General features: G+C 43.4%; 13 protein-coding genes. 6 read left to right on the forward strand and 7 right to left on the reverse strand.

Translation table 11 applies throughout. The features are described from left to right. Positions 1-142: 142 nt before the first annotated feature. Entirely contained in the window at positions 143-1,546 is a 1,404-nt protein-coding gene (locus tag DFP82_RS14225) for an SH3 domain-containing protein (RefSeq protein WP_110924379.1), read from the reverse strand. Positions 1,547-1,999: 453 nt separating this feature from the next. Between DFP82_RS14225 and DFP82_RS14900 the strand changes: the two genes are divergently transcribed. The 3 genes from DFP82_RS14900 to DFP82_RS14240 all read left to right on the forward strand — a co-directional run bounded on the left by DFP82_RS14900 (position 2,000) and on the right by DFP82_RS14240 (position 4,336). Then, complete coding sequence (locus tag DFP82_RS14900; RefSeq protein WP_110924380.1) at positions 2,000-2,572, forward strand: formylglycine-generating enzyme family protein; 573 nt, start codon at positions 2,000-2,002, stop codon at positions 2,570-2,572. Positions 2,573-2,646: 74 nt separating this feature from the next. Further along, positions 2,647-2,997, forward strand: coding sequence for an SUMF1/EgtB/PvdO family nonheme iron enzyme (locus DFP82_RS14905; protein ID WP_110924381.1), 351 nt, complete (start codon positions 2,647-2,649; stop codon positions 2,995-2,997). Positions 2,998-3,169: 172 nt separating this feature from the next. Next, positions 3,170-4,336: a TauD/TfdA family dioxygenase gene (locus DFP82_RS14240; protein ID WP_110924382.1), complete on the forward strand. Its 1,167-nt coding sequence runs from the start codon at positions 3,170-3,172 to the stop codon at positions 4,334-4,336. A 142-nt stretch (positions 4,337-4,478) separates the two neighbouring features. On the opposite strand, the gene DFP82_RS14245 is transcribed toward DFP82_RS14240, so the two are convergent. After that, entirely contained in the window at positions 4,479-5,618 is a 1,140-nt protein-coding gene (locus DFP82_RS14245; protein WP_110924383.1) for an MFS transporter, read from the reverse strand. A gap of 55 nt (positions 5,619-5,673) precedes the next feature. Then, a complete protein-coding gene (locus DFP82_RS14250) occupies positions 5,674-6,864 on the reverse strand; it encodes an MFS transporter (protein WP_220034757.1) in 1,191 nt (396 codons plus the stop codon). A 158-nt stretch (positions 6,865-7,022) separates the two neighbouring features. Between DFP82_RS14250 and DFP82_RS14255 the strand changes: the two genes are divergently transcribed. Continuing rightward, positions 7,023-7,934: a LysR family transcriptional regulator gene (locus DFP82_RS14255; protein ID WP_110924384.1), complete on the forward strand. Its 912-nt coding sequence runs from the start codon at positions 7,023-7,025 to the stop codon at positions 7,932-7,934. A 130-nt stretch (positions 7,935-8,064) separates the two neighbouring features. Here the strand turns inward: DFP82_RS14255 and fhuB are convergent, their stop codons facing one another. The 3 genes from fhuB to DFP82_RS14270 form a co-directional block, all read right to left on the reverse strand. Next, on the reverse strand, positions 8,065-10,218 hold the full coding sequence (fhuB, locus tag DFP82_RS14260; RefSeq protein WP_245905742.1) for a Fe(3+)-hydroxamate ABC transporter permease FhuB: 2,154 nt from the start codon (positions 10,216-10,218) through the stop codon (positions 8,065-8,067). Further along, the gene (locus DFP82_RS14265; protein WP_245905743.1) at positions 10,215-11,117 is read right to left on the reverse strand and encodes a TroA family protein; all 903 of its coding nucleotides are present in this window, start codon (positions 11,115-11,117) and stop codon (positions 10,215-10,217) included. Before DFP82_RS14265 ends, fhuB begins: the two co-directional genes overlap by 4 nt. Before the next feature lie 204 nt (positions 11,118-11,321). Beyond that, positions 11,322-12,086 carry an ABC transporter ATP-binding protein gene (locus DFP82_RS14270; RefSeq protein ID WP_110924385.1) on the reverse strand — a complete coding sequence of 255 codons (765 nt, stop codon included), beginning with the start codon at positions 12,084-12,086 and terminating at the stop codon, positions 11,322-11,324. A 151-nt stretch (positions 12,087-12,237) separates the two neighbouring features. Here DFP82_RS14270 and DFP82_RS14275 point away from each other — a divergent pair, with 151 nt between their 5' ends. Together DFP82_RS14275 and DFP82_RS14280 are read left to right on the forward strand one after the other, a co-directional pair. Further along, on the forward strand, positions 12,238-13,413 hold the full coding sequence (locus DFP82_RS14275; RefSeq protein ID WP_110924386.1) for a siderophore-interacting protein: 1,176 nt from the start codon (positions 12,238-12,240) through the stop codon (positions 13,411-13,413). Positions 13,414-13,644: 231 nt separating this feature from the next. Then, positions 13,645-14,010 carry a DUF3817 domain-containing protein gene (locus tag DFP82_RS14280; RefSeq protein ID WP_110924387.1) on the forward strand — a complete coding sequence of 122 codons (366 nt, stop codon included), beginning with the start codon at positions 13,645-13,647 and terminating at the stop codon, positions 14,008-14,010. Between the two features lie 139 nt (positions 14,011-14,149). On the opposite strand, the gene DFP82_RS14285 is transcribed toward DFP82_RS14280, so the two are convergent. Beyond that, positions 14,150-15,163: Na+/H+ antiporter NhaC family protein (locus DFP82_RS14285; protein WP_110924388.1), on the reverse strand; the 1,014-nt coding region annotated here is incomplete at its 5' end.

The raw sequence follows: 15,163 nt of genomic DNA on the forward strand, positions 1-15,163 counted from the left end.
ACTTTATTATCAATTAGCTTATTTTTACTAAACATTATTAAGTGCTATCCAAGCAACGAGACTGGCGTTAACCGCGATCGCCACTATCCATCTGATATTTATTTGCCAGTTTTTACCATCAAAAGCTTTTTGAGCCTCTTCATCAATCAGAAATCGGACTCAAATCACGCTTATCTATCCAACCGAACTTAGTACCCTCTTTATAAGCAACTTTCACCCAGTCCTCATTTTGATCAACAGCTTCAATTAAATCACCTTTGATGTAATAATTCGGTTTGGATCTAGACTTGAATTTTTCATTGAGAATTTCTGCTTGATCTGTTTTGACCGTGTACTTGGTCGGAGGCAAAGGACAGTTTCTGACAAGCTCATCAGCTTCTGTTGGATATGAACCAATCAGGGTAATAAAATTATCTATACTAGACTTATTGTGGTCAATACAATAATACTCTTCACCAGTTGCTATAGAACCCTCAGTTGATGCGTTTGCTATATACCACTTACCGTTTTCAAATGTATAGTAAAAAGTATATTCAGATCTCCCTGTAGAATATTGAGTACTTATAATAAATCCCGAGTGGTCTCGACGCGGTAATATGTTGGATAAAGACCAACCTGTCTCAGTGGTATAGCTTTGCGTACTCAAGCTCAGTGTGTATTTACCACTTTTGTCTCGAGTAAGTACATAGAGTTCATTGCCCTGAAAAAAATCATTATCGTCATTAATACGACTAACCACTAAGTCGTCTATGTCATCCGCATTGACATCGAAAGTAAATATTTCAAACTGATCTTTTGGTAAGTCTTTTTTGATTTCCTGCAAAGATAGCAGCCCATTAAAGGTGAACGCTTCAATCGTGCCATACATTGGCTGCTTAGGATATATTTCAGTTGCTGCTTTAGTAGCATCTTCTATATCCTTAGCCTTGTAGACTTCTTCAGAATTAATTTTGTTTGAACCTTTGTTATTTGATTTAGCAAAATTTACATAAAACTTAAAAGGATCTTGGTCTATATCCTCTTTTGTATTAATAAGCTTCCACGTACCATCAAAGTAATAAACCAATTTTTTTGGATTGTCTTTTATATAGTAGGGAGAGTCGAGATCCTTAGTGAAAACTAAGTCACTTTTATCAATAACCCTAACAAAGATCTCAAAGTTATTTTTTATTTCGTTCAGCGTTAACGCATTAACATCATCTACAACTGAGTCAAATTCAGACATCTTATTTGGAATAAAGAGATTATTTTTAGGAAACAAAAAGACCTGAATATCTCCAAACCTGTTGCTATCACTATATATACAACCGTAGTCAGGATAATAAAAATGACCTTCATTGAAAGTGAATAAATTATTCCCATTACATTTGATTATGCTGTCAAAAGACACTTTCTGATTTTTAACGATAGTTGCCTTATCCTGCCCTAGTGTGCGGTCAGTATTCTCTAGAGTACTATCATTTGGATCGTTAGCAGGAGAATTAACTGAACAAGAGACCAACATTATCGAAAAACATATGAATAACGGTTTTAAAATTTTTGACATTTAGAGAGCCTTTCCATCATCGAAGGTACATTCATATTTATTGCTACCGTAGTCGATTTGACCTAAACCAACCAGCGCAAATGAGACAAGTCCGCCGTCAGTGGCGACTATGCTTGACCAATGCAGGTAAGGATTTATATATGGCTTTTTTTATTTGGATATCTTTAGGCTGGCTATTGGGAATCATCATTCACATATATGCTATATTTAATCGACTATATTCTAGTTTTATTTATATAGCAAAGCAAGGCTATCAACGCCCAGTTTTTATGAAATACAACGTCAATTCAATGTTTCGTTTTAAATGAGACTTGTTATATATAGAAATTTGTCGCAATATATTGATCAGTTTTTCGACTATTATCCAATCTTAAATATACTTAGACCAAACGAAATCGGTTTAAAACTGAATATTTCGCCTTATTTTTTCATAACGTATAGCTGCCTATTTCTATGACTTTAAAGCCCCTGCTCGTATCTTTATTTATCTTGCCTTTATGTACCCTCTCTGCCTGTGCTAACACGCCTACTACCTCAGTAGACAGTAGTGGCGTACCGCAAACTCGTAGCAATCTAACGGCAGATGAACAACAGCAGTTAGACGATTTTATAGTTAAGCAAAAGGCTAATATGCGCTTCATCGAAGGTGGTAGTTATGAGATGGGTGACTTTGGGCATAAAGTCACTATCAATGGTGGTGGTCCTATTAGCACCAGTAAAAATAATAAGCCTCTTCATAAAGTAACGCTTGATGGCTTTAGTATGAATGCTTACAAAGCGACTTATGGTGATTTTGATATCTATAGTATGGCAACGGGACAAGAGAAAGTCGGTACTCAGGTCTACATGGAAGCAATACGTCAACCTAATGCAGCAGCTGGTATTAATTGGCAAACTGCTCAAAACTACTGTCAGTGGCTTGGTCAGCAGCTAGATGTACCTATGAGTCTACCGACTGAAGCTCAGTGGGAGTATGCAGCGCGCAATCGTGGTAAATATGTGCTATTCCCAACTGATAACGGATAGATAAACGGTGGGCGTAATATAGCTACATTTGACGAAATGAGTGAACTCTCAAGTAAGTATCGCACCAGTTTAGTATACCTACTGTCGGTCTGTACCCGCCCAATACATTAGGACTGTATGACATGACCAATCAAAACCTTGAATGGATGACTGACTGGTATAGCGAGGATTATTATGCTAACAGTCCTGAGCATAACCCAAAAGGCCCTAAGACAGGCACTAAAAAAGTCGTACGCTCTGTCAATGCTGATTGGGGAGATGCACAAAATGTACGAGCCAACGGGTCAATTACTATCATGCGAATCAAACGCTTGCCAACAGCGCCTGTTGATGAGTTTGAAAAGCAAGAGAATGAAGGTAAGACCAATTATGATTATAATACGTCAGCTCGCTGCGTGGTTAATAGCTCGCAGGCTATAAGCTAATAACCTTTAGTATTATGACTCTTGTTTCTCAACAATAAAAATTAAGCAAAAGACTTAACACCATAATTGATATTGCCCATTAGGTGATTCGTAATTCAGTGTTTGAATAACCGATCTTAGCAATATACCGTAAAATATATTTTTACTTCATGTATATGTAGGGTCTGCTCCAATGGAAACGCCTCAAGCAACACCATCTCTAGACGTATTAGTAGCAAATGACTATCAAATAGAATCCGTTGCACTCATTGACCGCGCCATTCAAATACGCTGGAATGATGGTGTCGACAGCACCTATCACTATATTTGGCTGCGTGATAACTGCCCATCGGCTTTCCATCCTCAAACTGGCGAGCGTAGCTTTGATTTGCTGAGTATCTCAAAAGATATCCAGCCACTATCCGCCTCTTTTGATGAGACAAAGCTGACGATTGAATGGTCAGAACAAGCACATATCAGCCACTTTGAACAAAGTTGGTTACGTGAGTTTGGGTATTCTAGTGCATTGGCCAAGGACCATAGCAGTCCTTACGAAAGTTGGGATGGCACGTTTATTGACCATATTCCGATGTATGACCAACAGAGCATCATGACCAGTGACAGCGCTTTATATGAGTGGATGAGTGCGCTGGATAAATATGGACTTACCATTATTGATAATATGCCAGATGACTCTGATGCTGGCGTACAGACCGCCATGCGAGTTGATTATCTGCGGCAGACCAATTTCGGCATGACCTTTGATGTGATATCAGAAAAATCGCCGATTAATTTGGCTTATACCTCGCTCTCATTACCTTTGCATACCGACTTGCCAAATCAGGAATTACCTCCAGGCTATCAATTTTTACATTTTTTGAGCAATGAAAGTATAGGTGGCGAGTCTACTTTCGTAGATGGGTTAAAGGTGTTAGAAGGGTTACGAGAAGAGCAGCCTGAGTATTTTCGTTTGCTTGCCGAGTATGCTATTCCCTTTCGTTTTCATGACAGCGCCCATGATATCCGTGAGCACCACCCTGTCATCAATCTAGACAACTTCGGCAATATTGTCGAAATCAAATACAACGCCCATCTTGCAGATGTTTTTGATTTGCCAAGTGATGTTATGTACGACTATTACCTTGCCTATCGAGAGCTAATGGCTCGATTAAAAGACAGTCGCTATAAGATTGAGTTAAAACTAGCAGCGGGTCAAATGGTGGTCTTTGATAACCGCCGAGTCCTGCATGGGCGTAACGCATTTGATGAAAACGTCGGTGAGCGTCGTCTCAAAGGCTGTTATGTTGACCGCTCAGAATTTAAAAGCCGTTTACGAACCCTCGAAAAGCAACTGGCTTAACACGACCTGCAAGCTAGCTGATGCTATGATTGTGATTGTAATATAAAGAGCAACAGCATCAGCATCAGTGTTTAGCTCAGTGTCTATTGATGACTCTAATCTGCTTCCTTCATGTTTTCTTATGGAAAGTATAAGCGCTATATCAAGCAGCTTTGCGACCTTTCACAAATAAAACTATACTAATGATGACACTGAACACGCTGCACATAATAAACACGTTGTGCGCGCCGCCCGGCATGTACTCCATAAATGATGTGAAGAACTGACCCGAAAACACTGCCATCGTAAAGTAAGATAAGTTACGGCCACGTACTTTAGCAGCGCTCAACTCGACTGTCATGTGGTTCAACAACGGAATACTAAAACCAAAGCCAATGCCGATCAATAGTGCGCCTAATGTTAATAGCAAGGTGCTGGTTTGCGTAAAGCAAATATATGACAATGCAAATGCTAAAAATGCCAGTGCCAAGACTTTAGGTTCATTTAACCATTTGATTATTTTTGGCATAAAGCCTGCGGTAACGACCGCTACTAAAGAGATAAAGGCCAGCAGTTGACCGATTTGTGATTCGTTATAGCTCAACTCATTCATAGTGATGGGCAATAACACGGTTGAGGTGAAAAAGATGGTCATCGCTAAGGTTGAGATAAGATACACATTTTTTAGCGATAGGCCACTAATGATGGTTTTGCTATCGTCTTCAGCAATCTGTGTATTCTCTGCTGTAGCTGCATGATGCCGTGGTACAAACCGTAATAGCATGGCCAAAAATACCCACGCCATTAAATAAATCGATAGCGGTAATGCCCAGAACTGTGAGGCCAGCAACCCACCTAAAAATAAGAATATGACCCCACCCAGCTCTACTGCCATGCCTTGTTTAGCAATCATCTTTAGGCGTGCTTCACCCTGATACCACGTAGAGATTAATACTGTACAGCTCGCCATGACAACCGATGTTATACCGCCCAATAAAAACCGATTGCTAAACACCTGCGCTGGCCCATGTAAAAGGTAAGCACTGGCACCTGCAAGTCCGTATAAAAACAAACCGATTATCAAGAGTTTGTACGCGCCATATTTATCGATTAACTTGCCAGCCAGTGGCGCAAATACCACCGCACCCAATGACGGCAAGGTGATTAATAACACGCTATTGTCGGTAATGCCCAAGCCTGCCGAAATACTGACCAAACCGGGTGCCAGTAACGTGCCGACCATAATGGTCAAACTGGCAATACACAGTAAGGTAAAACTACCTGCGGTTTTTAATTGGTTCATATATGTCCCTAGTCGTTTCGATATCCATGTACGAATATAACTGTACTGATATCACTTATTTTTTGGCGAATGAATTGAATATTGCGCTGATGATGATAAAGACGATGCTGACCACCACCACTCCTGGCCATTGGTATAAGGCAAAGGCTTTGACACCCGCCATAGACCCCAATGCCCCGCCTGTGTAGTAACCCAGCATATAGATACCGTTGATGCGGCTTTGAGCTGCCGGATCGATACTAAAAACGCGAACCTGATTGGCCACTTGCGCACTGAATACAGCAAAATCGATTAAGATAATACCGACAATCAACGACACCAAATTACCTGCAAACAACCCTGTAATAGCGAAGCCTGTGGCAGCCAGTGCCAATGCGATCATCACTAAGGTTTTAGAACCCAATTTATTGACCCATTTACCAGAGGATTTGGCCCCTATCACGCCTGCCAGCGCAATCACACCAAACAATCCTGCTTGCTGTGCATTGTAATTAAAAGGCGCATCGCTGACATAAATCGCCAGTGTTGCCCACAGTACGTTGAATGAGGCAAACCAAAATGCGCCTGCAAGGGTAAATTTTTGCAGGGATTTGTGTTTTATAAACAATGACAAGCTACTTTTGATAAGCGGAAAGTAACGCAGTGTGGTTTGTGGGGTGTTGGTTGGCAAAAATACCCGCAGTAATACCCCAAAGATAGCGGCAAGTGCTGCAGACATCACAAACACACTACGCCAACCGAATTGCTCCCCTACAAACCCACTTAATGTTCTAGATAGCAGAATACCTATGGTCAATCCCATCATCAGGGTACCAAGGGTTGCGCCTTTGTTTTCAGGAGACACCATGGATGCGGCAAAAGGAATGAGCTGCTGGGTAATATTGGCGCTGACACCGATCAAAAACACCGATAGCAGCAGTATGGGTAAACTGGGTGATATCGCTGCAAAAACACAAGCCGCTACTAATAAGCACGACAGAATACCAATCAGGCGTCTACGCGCAATCGAATCGCCCAACGGTGAGAGGAACAGTAAAGCAAAGGCATAACCAAACTGCGTCAATGCCGGAATACTGCCCAGTTGTGAGTCAGTCAAATGAAACTCATGACCGATGAGCGGTAAAATCGGCTGATTGTAATAAAGGTTGGCGGCAGTTGCGGCAATCGCTGCGGTCATTAACAGTAGAATAAATCTGCTTAACGACTGGCTTGACGATTGGTTTAGTACTGGTACTGGCTTATCCATTGTTATCTCGGCTTAATAAATCATGCCGCAAGTATAGAGCCTATCAAACCATAACAAAAATGATAGTATATGATTGAATCCATACAAATACTGTATAGATAAAAAACTAAGATTGAGCAAAATTTTGATTAAAGATATTAATAAAAGGGATTGATGATATGGATATAAAAACACTCAAAAGCTTTATGGCAGTGGCCAAGCACCAGAGCTTTTCGGAAGCGGCGCGTGAGCTGTATACCGTGCAACCTGCCATCAGTCGCCATATCTCATCGTTAGAGACAGAATTGGGTGTTGTTCTGTTTAACCGTACTTCTCGTGAAGTGACTATCACACCCGCTGGCGAGCAACTACTGAAAGACGCTGCTGTTATTTTGAGCTTAGCAGAGCAAGCGAAGACACAAGTCAAACGAGCACATGATGGACAAGTCGGCACACTCAATATTGCGCATTTAAGTTCAGCCTGTTTGACCTTTATGGCCACATTGGTACGCAGTTATAAAGAAAAATTTCCGCACGTGCATGTGTCATTATTTGAGATGACCGTAACCGAACAGATAGAAGCGTTCAACAATGACCGCATCGATATTGGTTTTTCACGGCCATTGCCAAGCGCTATTGCTAATGATTTTGTTAGCCATAGTATTTATATCGACAAATTGGTGGCGATTGTGAATCAAAGCCATGCATTAGCCGATCAACAAACCATTGACTTGGCGCAGCTGAAAGATGATAAGTTTATTATTTTTAACCGTGATGAAGCGGTTGGTCTATTTGATGAAACCATCATGCTATGTAAACAAGCTGGGTTTTCGCCCAATATTATCAGTCAACCCAAGCACATGCAGACATTGGTAACCGAGGTAGCTGCAGGCTTAGGCGTGGCGATTGCGCCTTATTGCGTACGCAAACTGTATAGCGAGGGCTGTCACTTTATGATGCTAAACAACGTCAGCACACACATACCCGTGCATATCCAATATAAGCAGAGCAATAACAGTGCAACGGCTGCCGCTTTCGTAGCGGTTGCGTTGAGCGCGACAGATGACATACAGCAAAGCATGGCGTATTAAACCCACAAAAAAGCCCCATTCGTCTGGTTTATGAAAAATGGGGCTTAATACTATTTACATATCAACATACAAGCTCAAAGGTCACTCATTATATCTTTAACACTGAACAGAGTTACCAATACGAGAACCATCAGCTCGCAGAAACAGGCACTTTGCGAATCAGCCATAAGAAATATGCGCCACCAATAATGGCCGCCACAGTACCCGCAGGCAGCTCATAAGGAAAGATAACATAACGCCCTATCCAATCTGCTATCACCATCACACCTGCTCCGAGCAAGGCGGCCAATGGCAATTGACGCTCAATCTTTATCGCACCTAGCGACGTCGCCAAATGTGGCACCATTAAGCCAATAAAACTCAGTGGCCCGACAGCCAATGTACTGGCCGTACTCAGTGCCGCTACCAATACCAACAATGCAAGGGTCATGGGCTTGACGGCGACGCCCAAGTTACGAGCCACACCCGTACCCAAACCTAGGATACGCAAAGGTTTTATCACCAGTAAACTGAGTGCAAACAGAATAAAGGCAATCGCAATAAGATACCAAACCGTACTAGGCTGGGCGCTATAAGTCGTTCCTGATAGCCAGCTAAGCATCGCTTCTAGACGCGGATCGCCAGATATCTTCACCATATGCATCACCCCATCCATCATGGCAGCGATCCCAATACCGACCAATAATAGATAGCCTGAACTTACTCGACGTGCCAGCCAAATAACCAATAGCAACACCGCCATGGCACCAGACAATCCTGAGATGAGCAACGTACCTGCACCTGCGGACAGCCCTAAACTAGGCAGCAGTAAAAACCCTAAAATAACACCAAGCGCAGCGCCGGAGCTGACCCCCAATACTTCTGGGCTTGCCATTGGGTTGCGCGTGAGCGTTTGTAATAGCACACCAGCGATGGCAAGCATTAGACCCGTTGCCGCCGCGCTCAAACTGCGAGGCAGTCGATATTGCTGAGTAATGGCCCAGTCAGTACTGAATACCCAGCCATTGATATCTTGGACGAACAGACATGCCAACGCGATGAGCGCAACCACGCCAATACCCCAACGCCATAATACGACTGGCTTATCCTTACCGGTAATCATTGGGGTTACGGTCTCTATCTGCTCACGGCGCTGACGCAAAATCAGCCAGATAATCAACGGAGCACCGAGGATACCCGTCATTGCACCTGCTGGAATCTGCATGTCAAGTATAGGCTCTAGCAATAACGCAACATTACTGGTCAACCATAGTAATAGCGCACCCAATACGAAGGCGATGACTAAACGCTTGCTAATAGACGAAATACCCAGTGCATTGACCAGACTAGCCGCACCCAATCCGATAAAGCCAATCAGCCCAACTTCACTCACGACCAATGCAGTTACGATCGCGACGAGCAACACCACCAGCGCGCGAATACTATTAATAGGTACGCCTAAACGCTTAGCTTGCAAGTCATCTAAGCTCATTAGCGTCAGTGGTTTTAACAATGGCAGGCATACGACCAGCATCACAACTGCGGTTATCGATAGCGTCGTACTGGTATGCCAGCTATTCTGTGCCAAAAACCCTGCAGCCCATGACAACATACCATTGCTGCGCTCCGCGAAAAACAACACCAATACATTGGCCACAGCAGCGAGTAAGATATTTACCACTAAGCCTGCAAGTATTAAAATCAACGGGTTAAAGCGACTGGGCGCTGACAAGGCAAATACCAAGCCCATACTGATAATCGCACCGACAAACGCGACATAAATACCACCATAAATTGCCAAGCTTGGCAAAAATAAGGTCACGATTAGCATGGCCAGTTGCGCACCCACACCGACACCCAAAGTAGTATCTGATGCCAATGGGTTTTTGACCAATTGCTGGAGTAAAATACTGACGACCCCAAGCAGTCCACCTGCCAATATTGCCACGATACTGGTTGCGACCAAGTGCAGCTGTGTCGCCATACTGGCAATATCCAGCTGTGAGCTTGGCATCAACAGATCACCAATCGGGCGTGTCCACTCTTGAGCGATTAACGTCCAACCACTCCATAGTGACAAGGCCAGAAGCACAATGAACATGCTCCATAGTCGCCATAAACCACTAGAGGTAGAAGCATCTGGCCGAGGTGACTCTGGAGATGGGGGTAATGGATTTGTTAGATTTTTCGTGTTCTTTAACGGCTTAGACAACGAAGGCGATGAAAGTGAGGACATAGAATCAACATTATTAGTAGTATTGTCAGCAGGCAGGTTATGAGGATGCTCGGCGGTATGGATGCTCATGAGGCTGCACCACCTTTTAATGTGACATTTGATAAATTATTTGCCAAACCGACCAGTGATGCCATGCCGCCATAGATCCATACTGGCGGTAACTCGCCCACACAACGATCATGACCATAGCTTAGACGCTGCCAAATCAAGCTGTCATCAATCTCAGCACGCGTGATTGGACTCAAAGGATTGATAATCAATAGGCAAGTATCATTATCTAACGTGGCCAAATCACCCATACGTATCGGCACAAAACCCCATTGATTGCCCTTACCCAACACATCAAGCTCTTTGCCCATGTGCGCCAATGCAGGCTGAAACAAACTGTTTGCCACATACATACGCATATTATTGGCATCAGCAAATTGAACCACAGCGAATTTTTTTACATTTGGATAGCGCTGTTGCAACCGTTCACTAGCAATGCCTATGTCATCATTACTTTTTACAATATAATCTTCAGCCAATTTTGGCTCATTAATCAGCTTACCTAATTTGCGAGTTGGCTCAGTATAATCGGCCCATGTCGCGGTATCCCCTTTGGCTGCGAACATCACAGATTCAGCAGGGACATCACCATATAAATTGCGGGCATGTTGATAAAATGAATTATCTACAACCAAATCAACTGGCAACTGCGCTACCAACTCGGCATTAGGTTGATAACGAATACCCAAATCAATCGTCGCTGGCGGTAATGTCGGCGTCCCTACCCATCTGTCCCATACTCTGACATCGCCCGTGGCAATCGGTGGATAGCCCATGGCAGTTAACGTTGCTGCATTGCCCCAATCAGGCGAGGCAATATTAATTTTCACATGCGGCGCGCCGTCTACCTGAGCAGCTGTTTGAGCAGTTGTCTGAACGTCTTTTTGCTCAGTCACTGGCTCTTGACACGCAGTTAGCATAGTGGTTAATGCCAAGCTGACGACAAGAGACAACCTCTTTAGTCGCACCTTTGGAGAGTCTGGTGAGCAGTTTCTGATTAACGGTTTTACGGCGTTTCTGGAGACATTTTTAGAATGGTTATTTTGATAAAGAGCAGGGAACATAGCGACCTATCTTTTGAGCGAATAAGATGAAACAGGCGAATAAAAAAGATGAGGCAAATATTAAGCGATGGCGACAGGCTGCCCAGTGATAGGATGACTGAGCAATTGCATATCGACATTGAAGATATTGTGTAATATGTCCGGTTGCATGGTGCTTTTGATATCACCGTTGTGGCACACTTGGCCGTTTTTCAGTGCGATAACTCGATCAGCATACTGCGCGGCCAGATTGATATCATGGACAATAATGATCACACTCAAGCCCTGCTCATCCACCAAACGACGAATCAGTTGAATCACTTCAAGCTGATAATGCATATCAAGTGCTGCCAAAGGCTCATCTAATAGCAAGTATCGAGTGTCTTGCGCCAGACACATTGCCAGCCAAACTCGCGCGCGCTCCCCGCCTGATAATGTGGCGGTAATACGGTCAGCGAACGCCTCAACTTGTGTGGTACGCATCGCTTCTGCGACTTTATCTTTGTCTATCTGAGTAGGCTTTTGTAGCCATTTTTGATGAGGATAACGCCCTAGCATGACCAGCTCACGTACCGTAAACCCAGCAGCCTCAGGCAGTTGCTGCGGCAAGTATGCCATTTGTCGTGCCAGCTCCTTGCTACTGTAGCTACTCATAGGACGATCATCTAAGCTGACGCTACCGCCATTACTTATCATCTCGCCTGCCAACGCTTTGATCAAAGTTGACTTGCCAGAGCCATTATGTCCCACCAAAGCAACCAATTGATTGGTATCAATCTCACAGCTCACATTATCTAGCAAGGTGTTTCCTTGACGACTGATAGTCAGTTGGTTTGCACGTAACATAGCGATACTCGTCATTAATTTAAGTCGTGGTATTTATATTGGAAAGCCAATAAAAACCGATTTTACTCGTAAACAGTAATAAAAACAATTATCATTAAGATAAAATACAACTCTTTTAATCTTTCATGCACAATTGTTCGTGAGTACATATATGACCTATTCTCTTTCCTCTGCTAAAAATGAGCCTGATATTCAATCAAACGTTTACACTTCCCTAGATATCCCAGAACTTGCCCATACCATTGCTCATATCAATGAAGAGCATTTCGATGAACTGCTTGGATTTTTGAAAGCGTTTACTTCCTTGACGACCGATGAGATGGATAATGCAGATATACAGTTGTCTGATATTTATGCTGAAGGTGTCGCATTACGGGTACAGCCGAACAATTCAGCGCATCCGCGCGCAGACGATCAAAATACAGCCGTTCAATATCATGATTTTTTTATCCCCTTTACCGCGCCTATCACACAGCTTAGCGAACTACAGACGCAATACATTTTGCTTAAACAACGCGCAGATAAAAAACTCGGCAAAAAAACCATCAAACTGACTGAGCAAAAATTCATCGTACAAGACAGCTATCAGGTCAGCGAAAACATGCTGCGTCTGGTCTTGACAGCACCAGAAACCAATACCTCTAATCCAGTACCCGTCAATGAAGCAGGTTATGCGTACTTATTTGATTTAGAGCATAACGTCACTGATGAGCATGATCGACCTTCGCGCTCCCATTGCTATTACACATTAAGAAAAGCATGGTCAACCTCGGACGGTATGCAGGCATGGGTTGATGTGTTTCTACACGGAGATACCTCTGGCGGCAATTGGGCGAGCTCATTGCAAGCAGGTGATAGCGTGATCAGTAAGCGTGAGTTTCCAGAGAAAGTTGAGCATCTGCATGAGGGACAAGCGCTGCTAGTAGCAGATGAGACTTCGATGCCGACCGTAGCACGCTTACTGGAGCTGTGGGACAATCCTCTACCACCACTCATCCTCTGTGTTACTCAAGATGAAAAAGATCAGGCTTATTTTGATGACGTCAAAATAAACACTGATAACATGAGCAGTGACATAGAAAGCAATACAGATAATAAATTTATAGTACTGCCATTAGTGACAGGTCAGGTAAATTCAGGAAAAGAGTTAGCCACATTGATAGACAATACAGTGGGCGACTACCTAGCCACGCATCCGCTAAAAATTGATAAGGTTTGGGGAGCGCTTGAAGCAGATGCCGCAAAATCACTGCGTCGGTTACTCAAACAAAGACTCACATTAGAGCGCGCTGATGCGGTCGTTAAAGTCTATTGGCGTCAGGACTGAAGCAAGTATAAAGACTACTATAATAAAAGCTGAGGCAGTAAAAGCTGAGTCTATATGAATGATGCTGAGCAGATGAGAGATACACAAGTTTTGAAGAGATTGAAGTGAGAACATGTTCTGGGGTCTACCCTAAGAATGGACTATATAGTCACTGACACAAAGCAATCCTTCAAAGCATGGAACAAAGCCAGTATCATATGGTGCATTCAATAATACCGAAAGGAACACAACGTGTCACAAGCTCAGACCAACAGCCCCACTAGCAGTGAAACAACTGGCCTTAGCAAAGAACAGCATTCATCGTTAAAGATATTAACCGTTGTCGGCTATCTAGAAGGCACTTCTTTCTTATTGTTAATGGGTATTGCCATGCCACTTAAATATATGATGGGCATGCCCGAAGCGGTAAAATATATCGGTATGGCACACGGCATATTATTTATCGCTTATATCCTTGTCCTACTAATTACTGTCGGTAGAATAAAAATGCCACTCTGGGCCATGCCTGCAGGCGTCCTTGGATCATTTTTACCCTTTGGACCATTTGTATTCGATCATTTTTTGAAAAAAACCTTGAACAAAAATGCAGAAAAGTAAGCGTAAAAACATCTTTCTAATACAGCTAAATAAGATACCCCGATGCCTCTCATAAAAGGCTCATCGGGGTATTTTTTTGCCATTTTATCAATACCACCTTCAATATTTTATTCCTTGTAATGAGTAAGGTAGTTACCACTTAATGGCTCTTTATTCGACTAATAGTCACTCCCGTAAAGCCAAAAAGCAGCGTTAGTAGCAAAGACAAATAACAGAAAAACGCATAAGGCAGATAATCCAATACTGGCACCCCTAACGCCTGACTGATAAACACCCCACACACACTCCAAGGCACCAGCGGATTAATCACCGTCCCTGCATCCTCAATCGTACGAGATAGATTTTTAGGATGTAAATTCAAACGCTCAAACGTCGAACGAAACGCCGTCCCTGACAATAGAATACTCAAGTACTGCTCACCGATGAGCACATTGATACTGAGTGCTGACATCGCTGCCGCAAAGATAGCCCGTCCTGAAGTTGTTAACGTATCCTTGATACCCGATAGCAATGCTGGTAACACACCCAATGCCGTGAGCAACCCGCCGAGACTAAGTGCCAATATCACAATCGCCTGTGTAAAGAACATGCTTTGTACACCGCCACGTGACAGCATGCCCCCGACTTCACCCAGCTCTAACGACTCAGCTGGTGCATACCCTGCAAACAGATATCCGCCTAACTGTCCAAAGCTTGGTGAGCTATGTATATAAGTGATGATAAGCGCCACAGCAATAGTACAGATAATCGTATAGATAGCATTAACTCGAAAGACCGCCAGTCCGACCAACACCACAAACGGTAATACCGCATAATTCTGCACCAAGCCACTGTCGATGAGCTGCCCTTGGAGAATAGTCACCTGACTAAGATCAGAACCCGCTGTCTGGCCTGAGAACATCCAAAACAAGATAACCGTGAGTATCCAAGCAGGCACCGTCGTGTACATCATATTGCGAATGTGTTCAAACAGGTCAATACCGACAACAGAAGATGCGATGGTACAAGTATCAGACAAGGGTGACATCTTATCGCCAAAGAACGCCCCTGAGACGACGGCACCAGCTGCTATCGCTACATTGGCATCAAAGGCATTACTCATGCCAATAAACGCCACACCCAAGGTTGCAGCGGTAGTCAAACTACTACCCAG

This window comes from Psychrobacter fozii (genome assembly GCF_003217155.1).
Classification (GTDB): Bacteria; Pseudomonadota; Gammaproteobacteria; order Pseudomonadales; family Moraxellaceae; genus Psychrobacter; species Psychrobacter fozii.

Coding starts and splice junctions, on each gene's coding strand:
- DFP82_RS14270 (WP_110924385.1), bottom strand. CDS start 12,086: ATGTTACGTGCAAACCAACTGACTATCAGTCGTCAAGGAAACACCTTG.
- DFP82_RS14250 (WP_220034757.1), bottom strand. CDS start 6,864: ATGGATAAGCCAGTACCAGTACTAAACCAATCGTCAAGCCAGTCGTTA.
- DFP82_RS14245 (WP_110924383.1), bottom strand. CDS start 5,618: ATGAACCAATTAAAAACCGCAGGTAGTTTTACCTTACTGTGTATTGCC.
- DFP82_RS14240 (WP_110924382.1), top strand. CDS start 3,170: ATGGAAACGCCTCAAGCAACACCATCTCTAGACGTATTAGTAGCAAAT.
- fhuB (WP_245905742.1), bottom strand. CDS start 10,218: ATGAGCATCCATACCGCCGAGCATCCTCATAACCTGCCTGCTGACAAT.
- DFP82_RS14275 (WP_110924386.1), top strand. CDS start 12,238: ATGACCTATTCTCTTTCCTCTGCTAAAAATGAGCCTGATATTCAATCA.
- DFP82_RS14265 (WP_245905743.1), bottom strand. CDS start 11,117: ATGCTAACTGCGTGTCAAGAGCCAGTGACTGAGCAAAAAGACGTTCAG.
- DFP82_RS14255 (WP_110924384.1), top strand. CDS start 7,023: ATGGATATAAAAACACTCAAAAGCTTTATGGCAGTGGCCAAGCACCAG.
- DFP82_RS14225 (WP_110924379.1), bottom strand. CDS start 1,546: ATGTCAAAAATTTTAAAACCGTTATTCATATGTTTTTCGATAATGTTG.
- DFP82_RS14900 (WP_110924380.1), top strand. CDS start 2,000: ATGACTTTAAAGCCCCTGCTCGTATCTTTATTTATCTTGCCTTTATGT.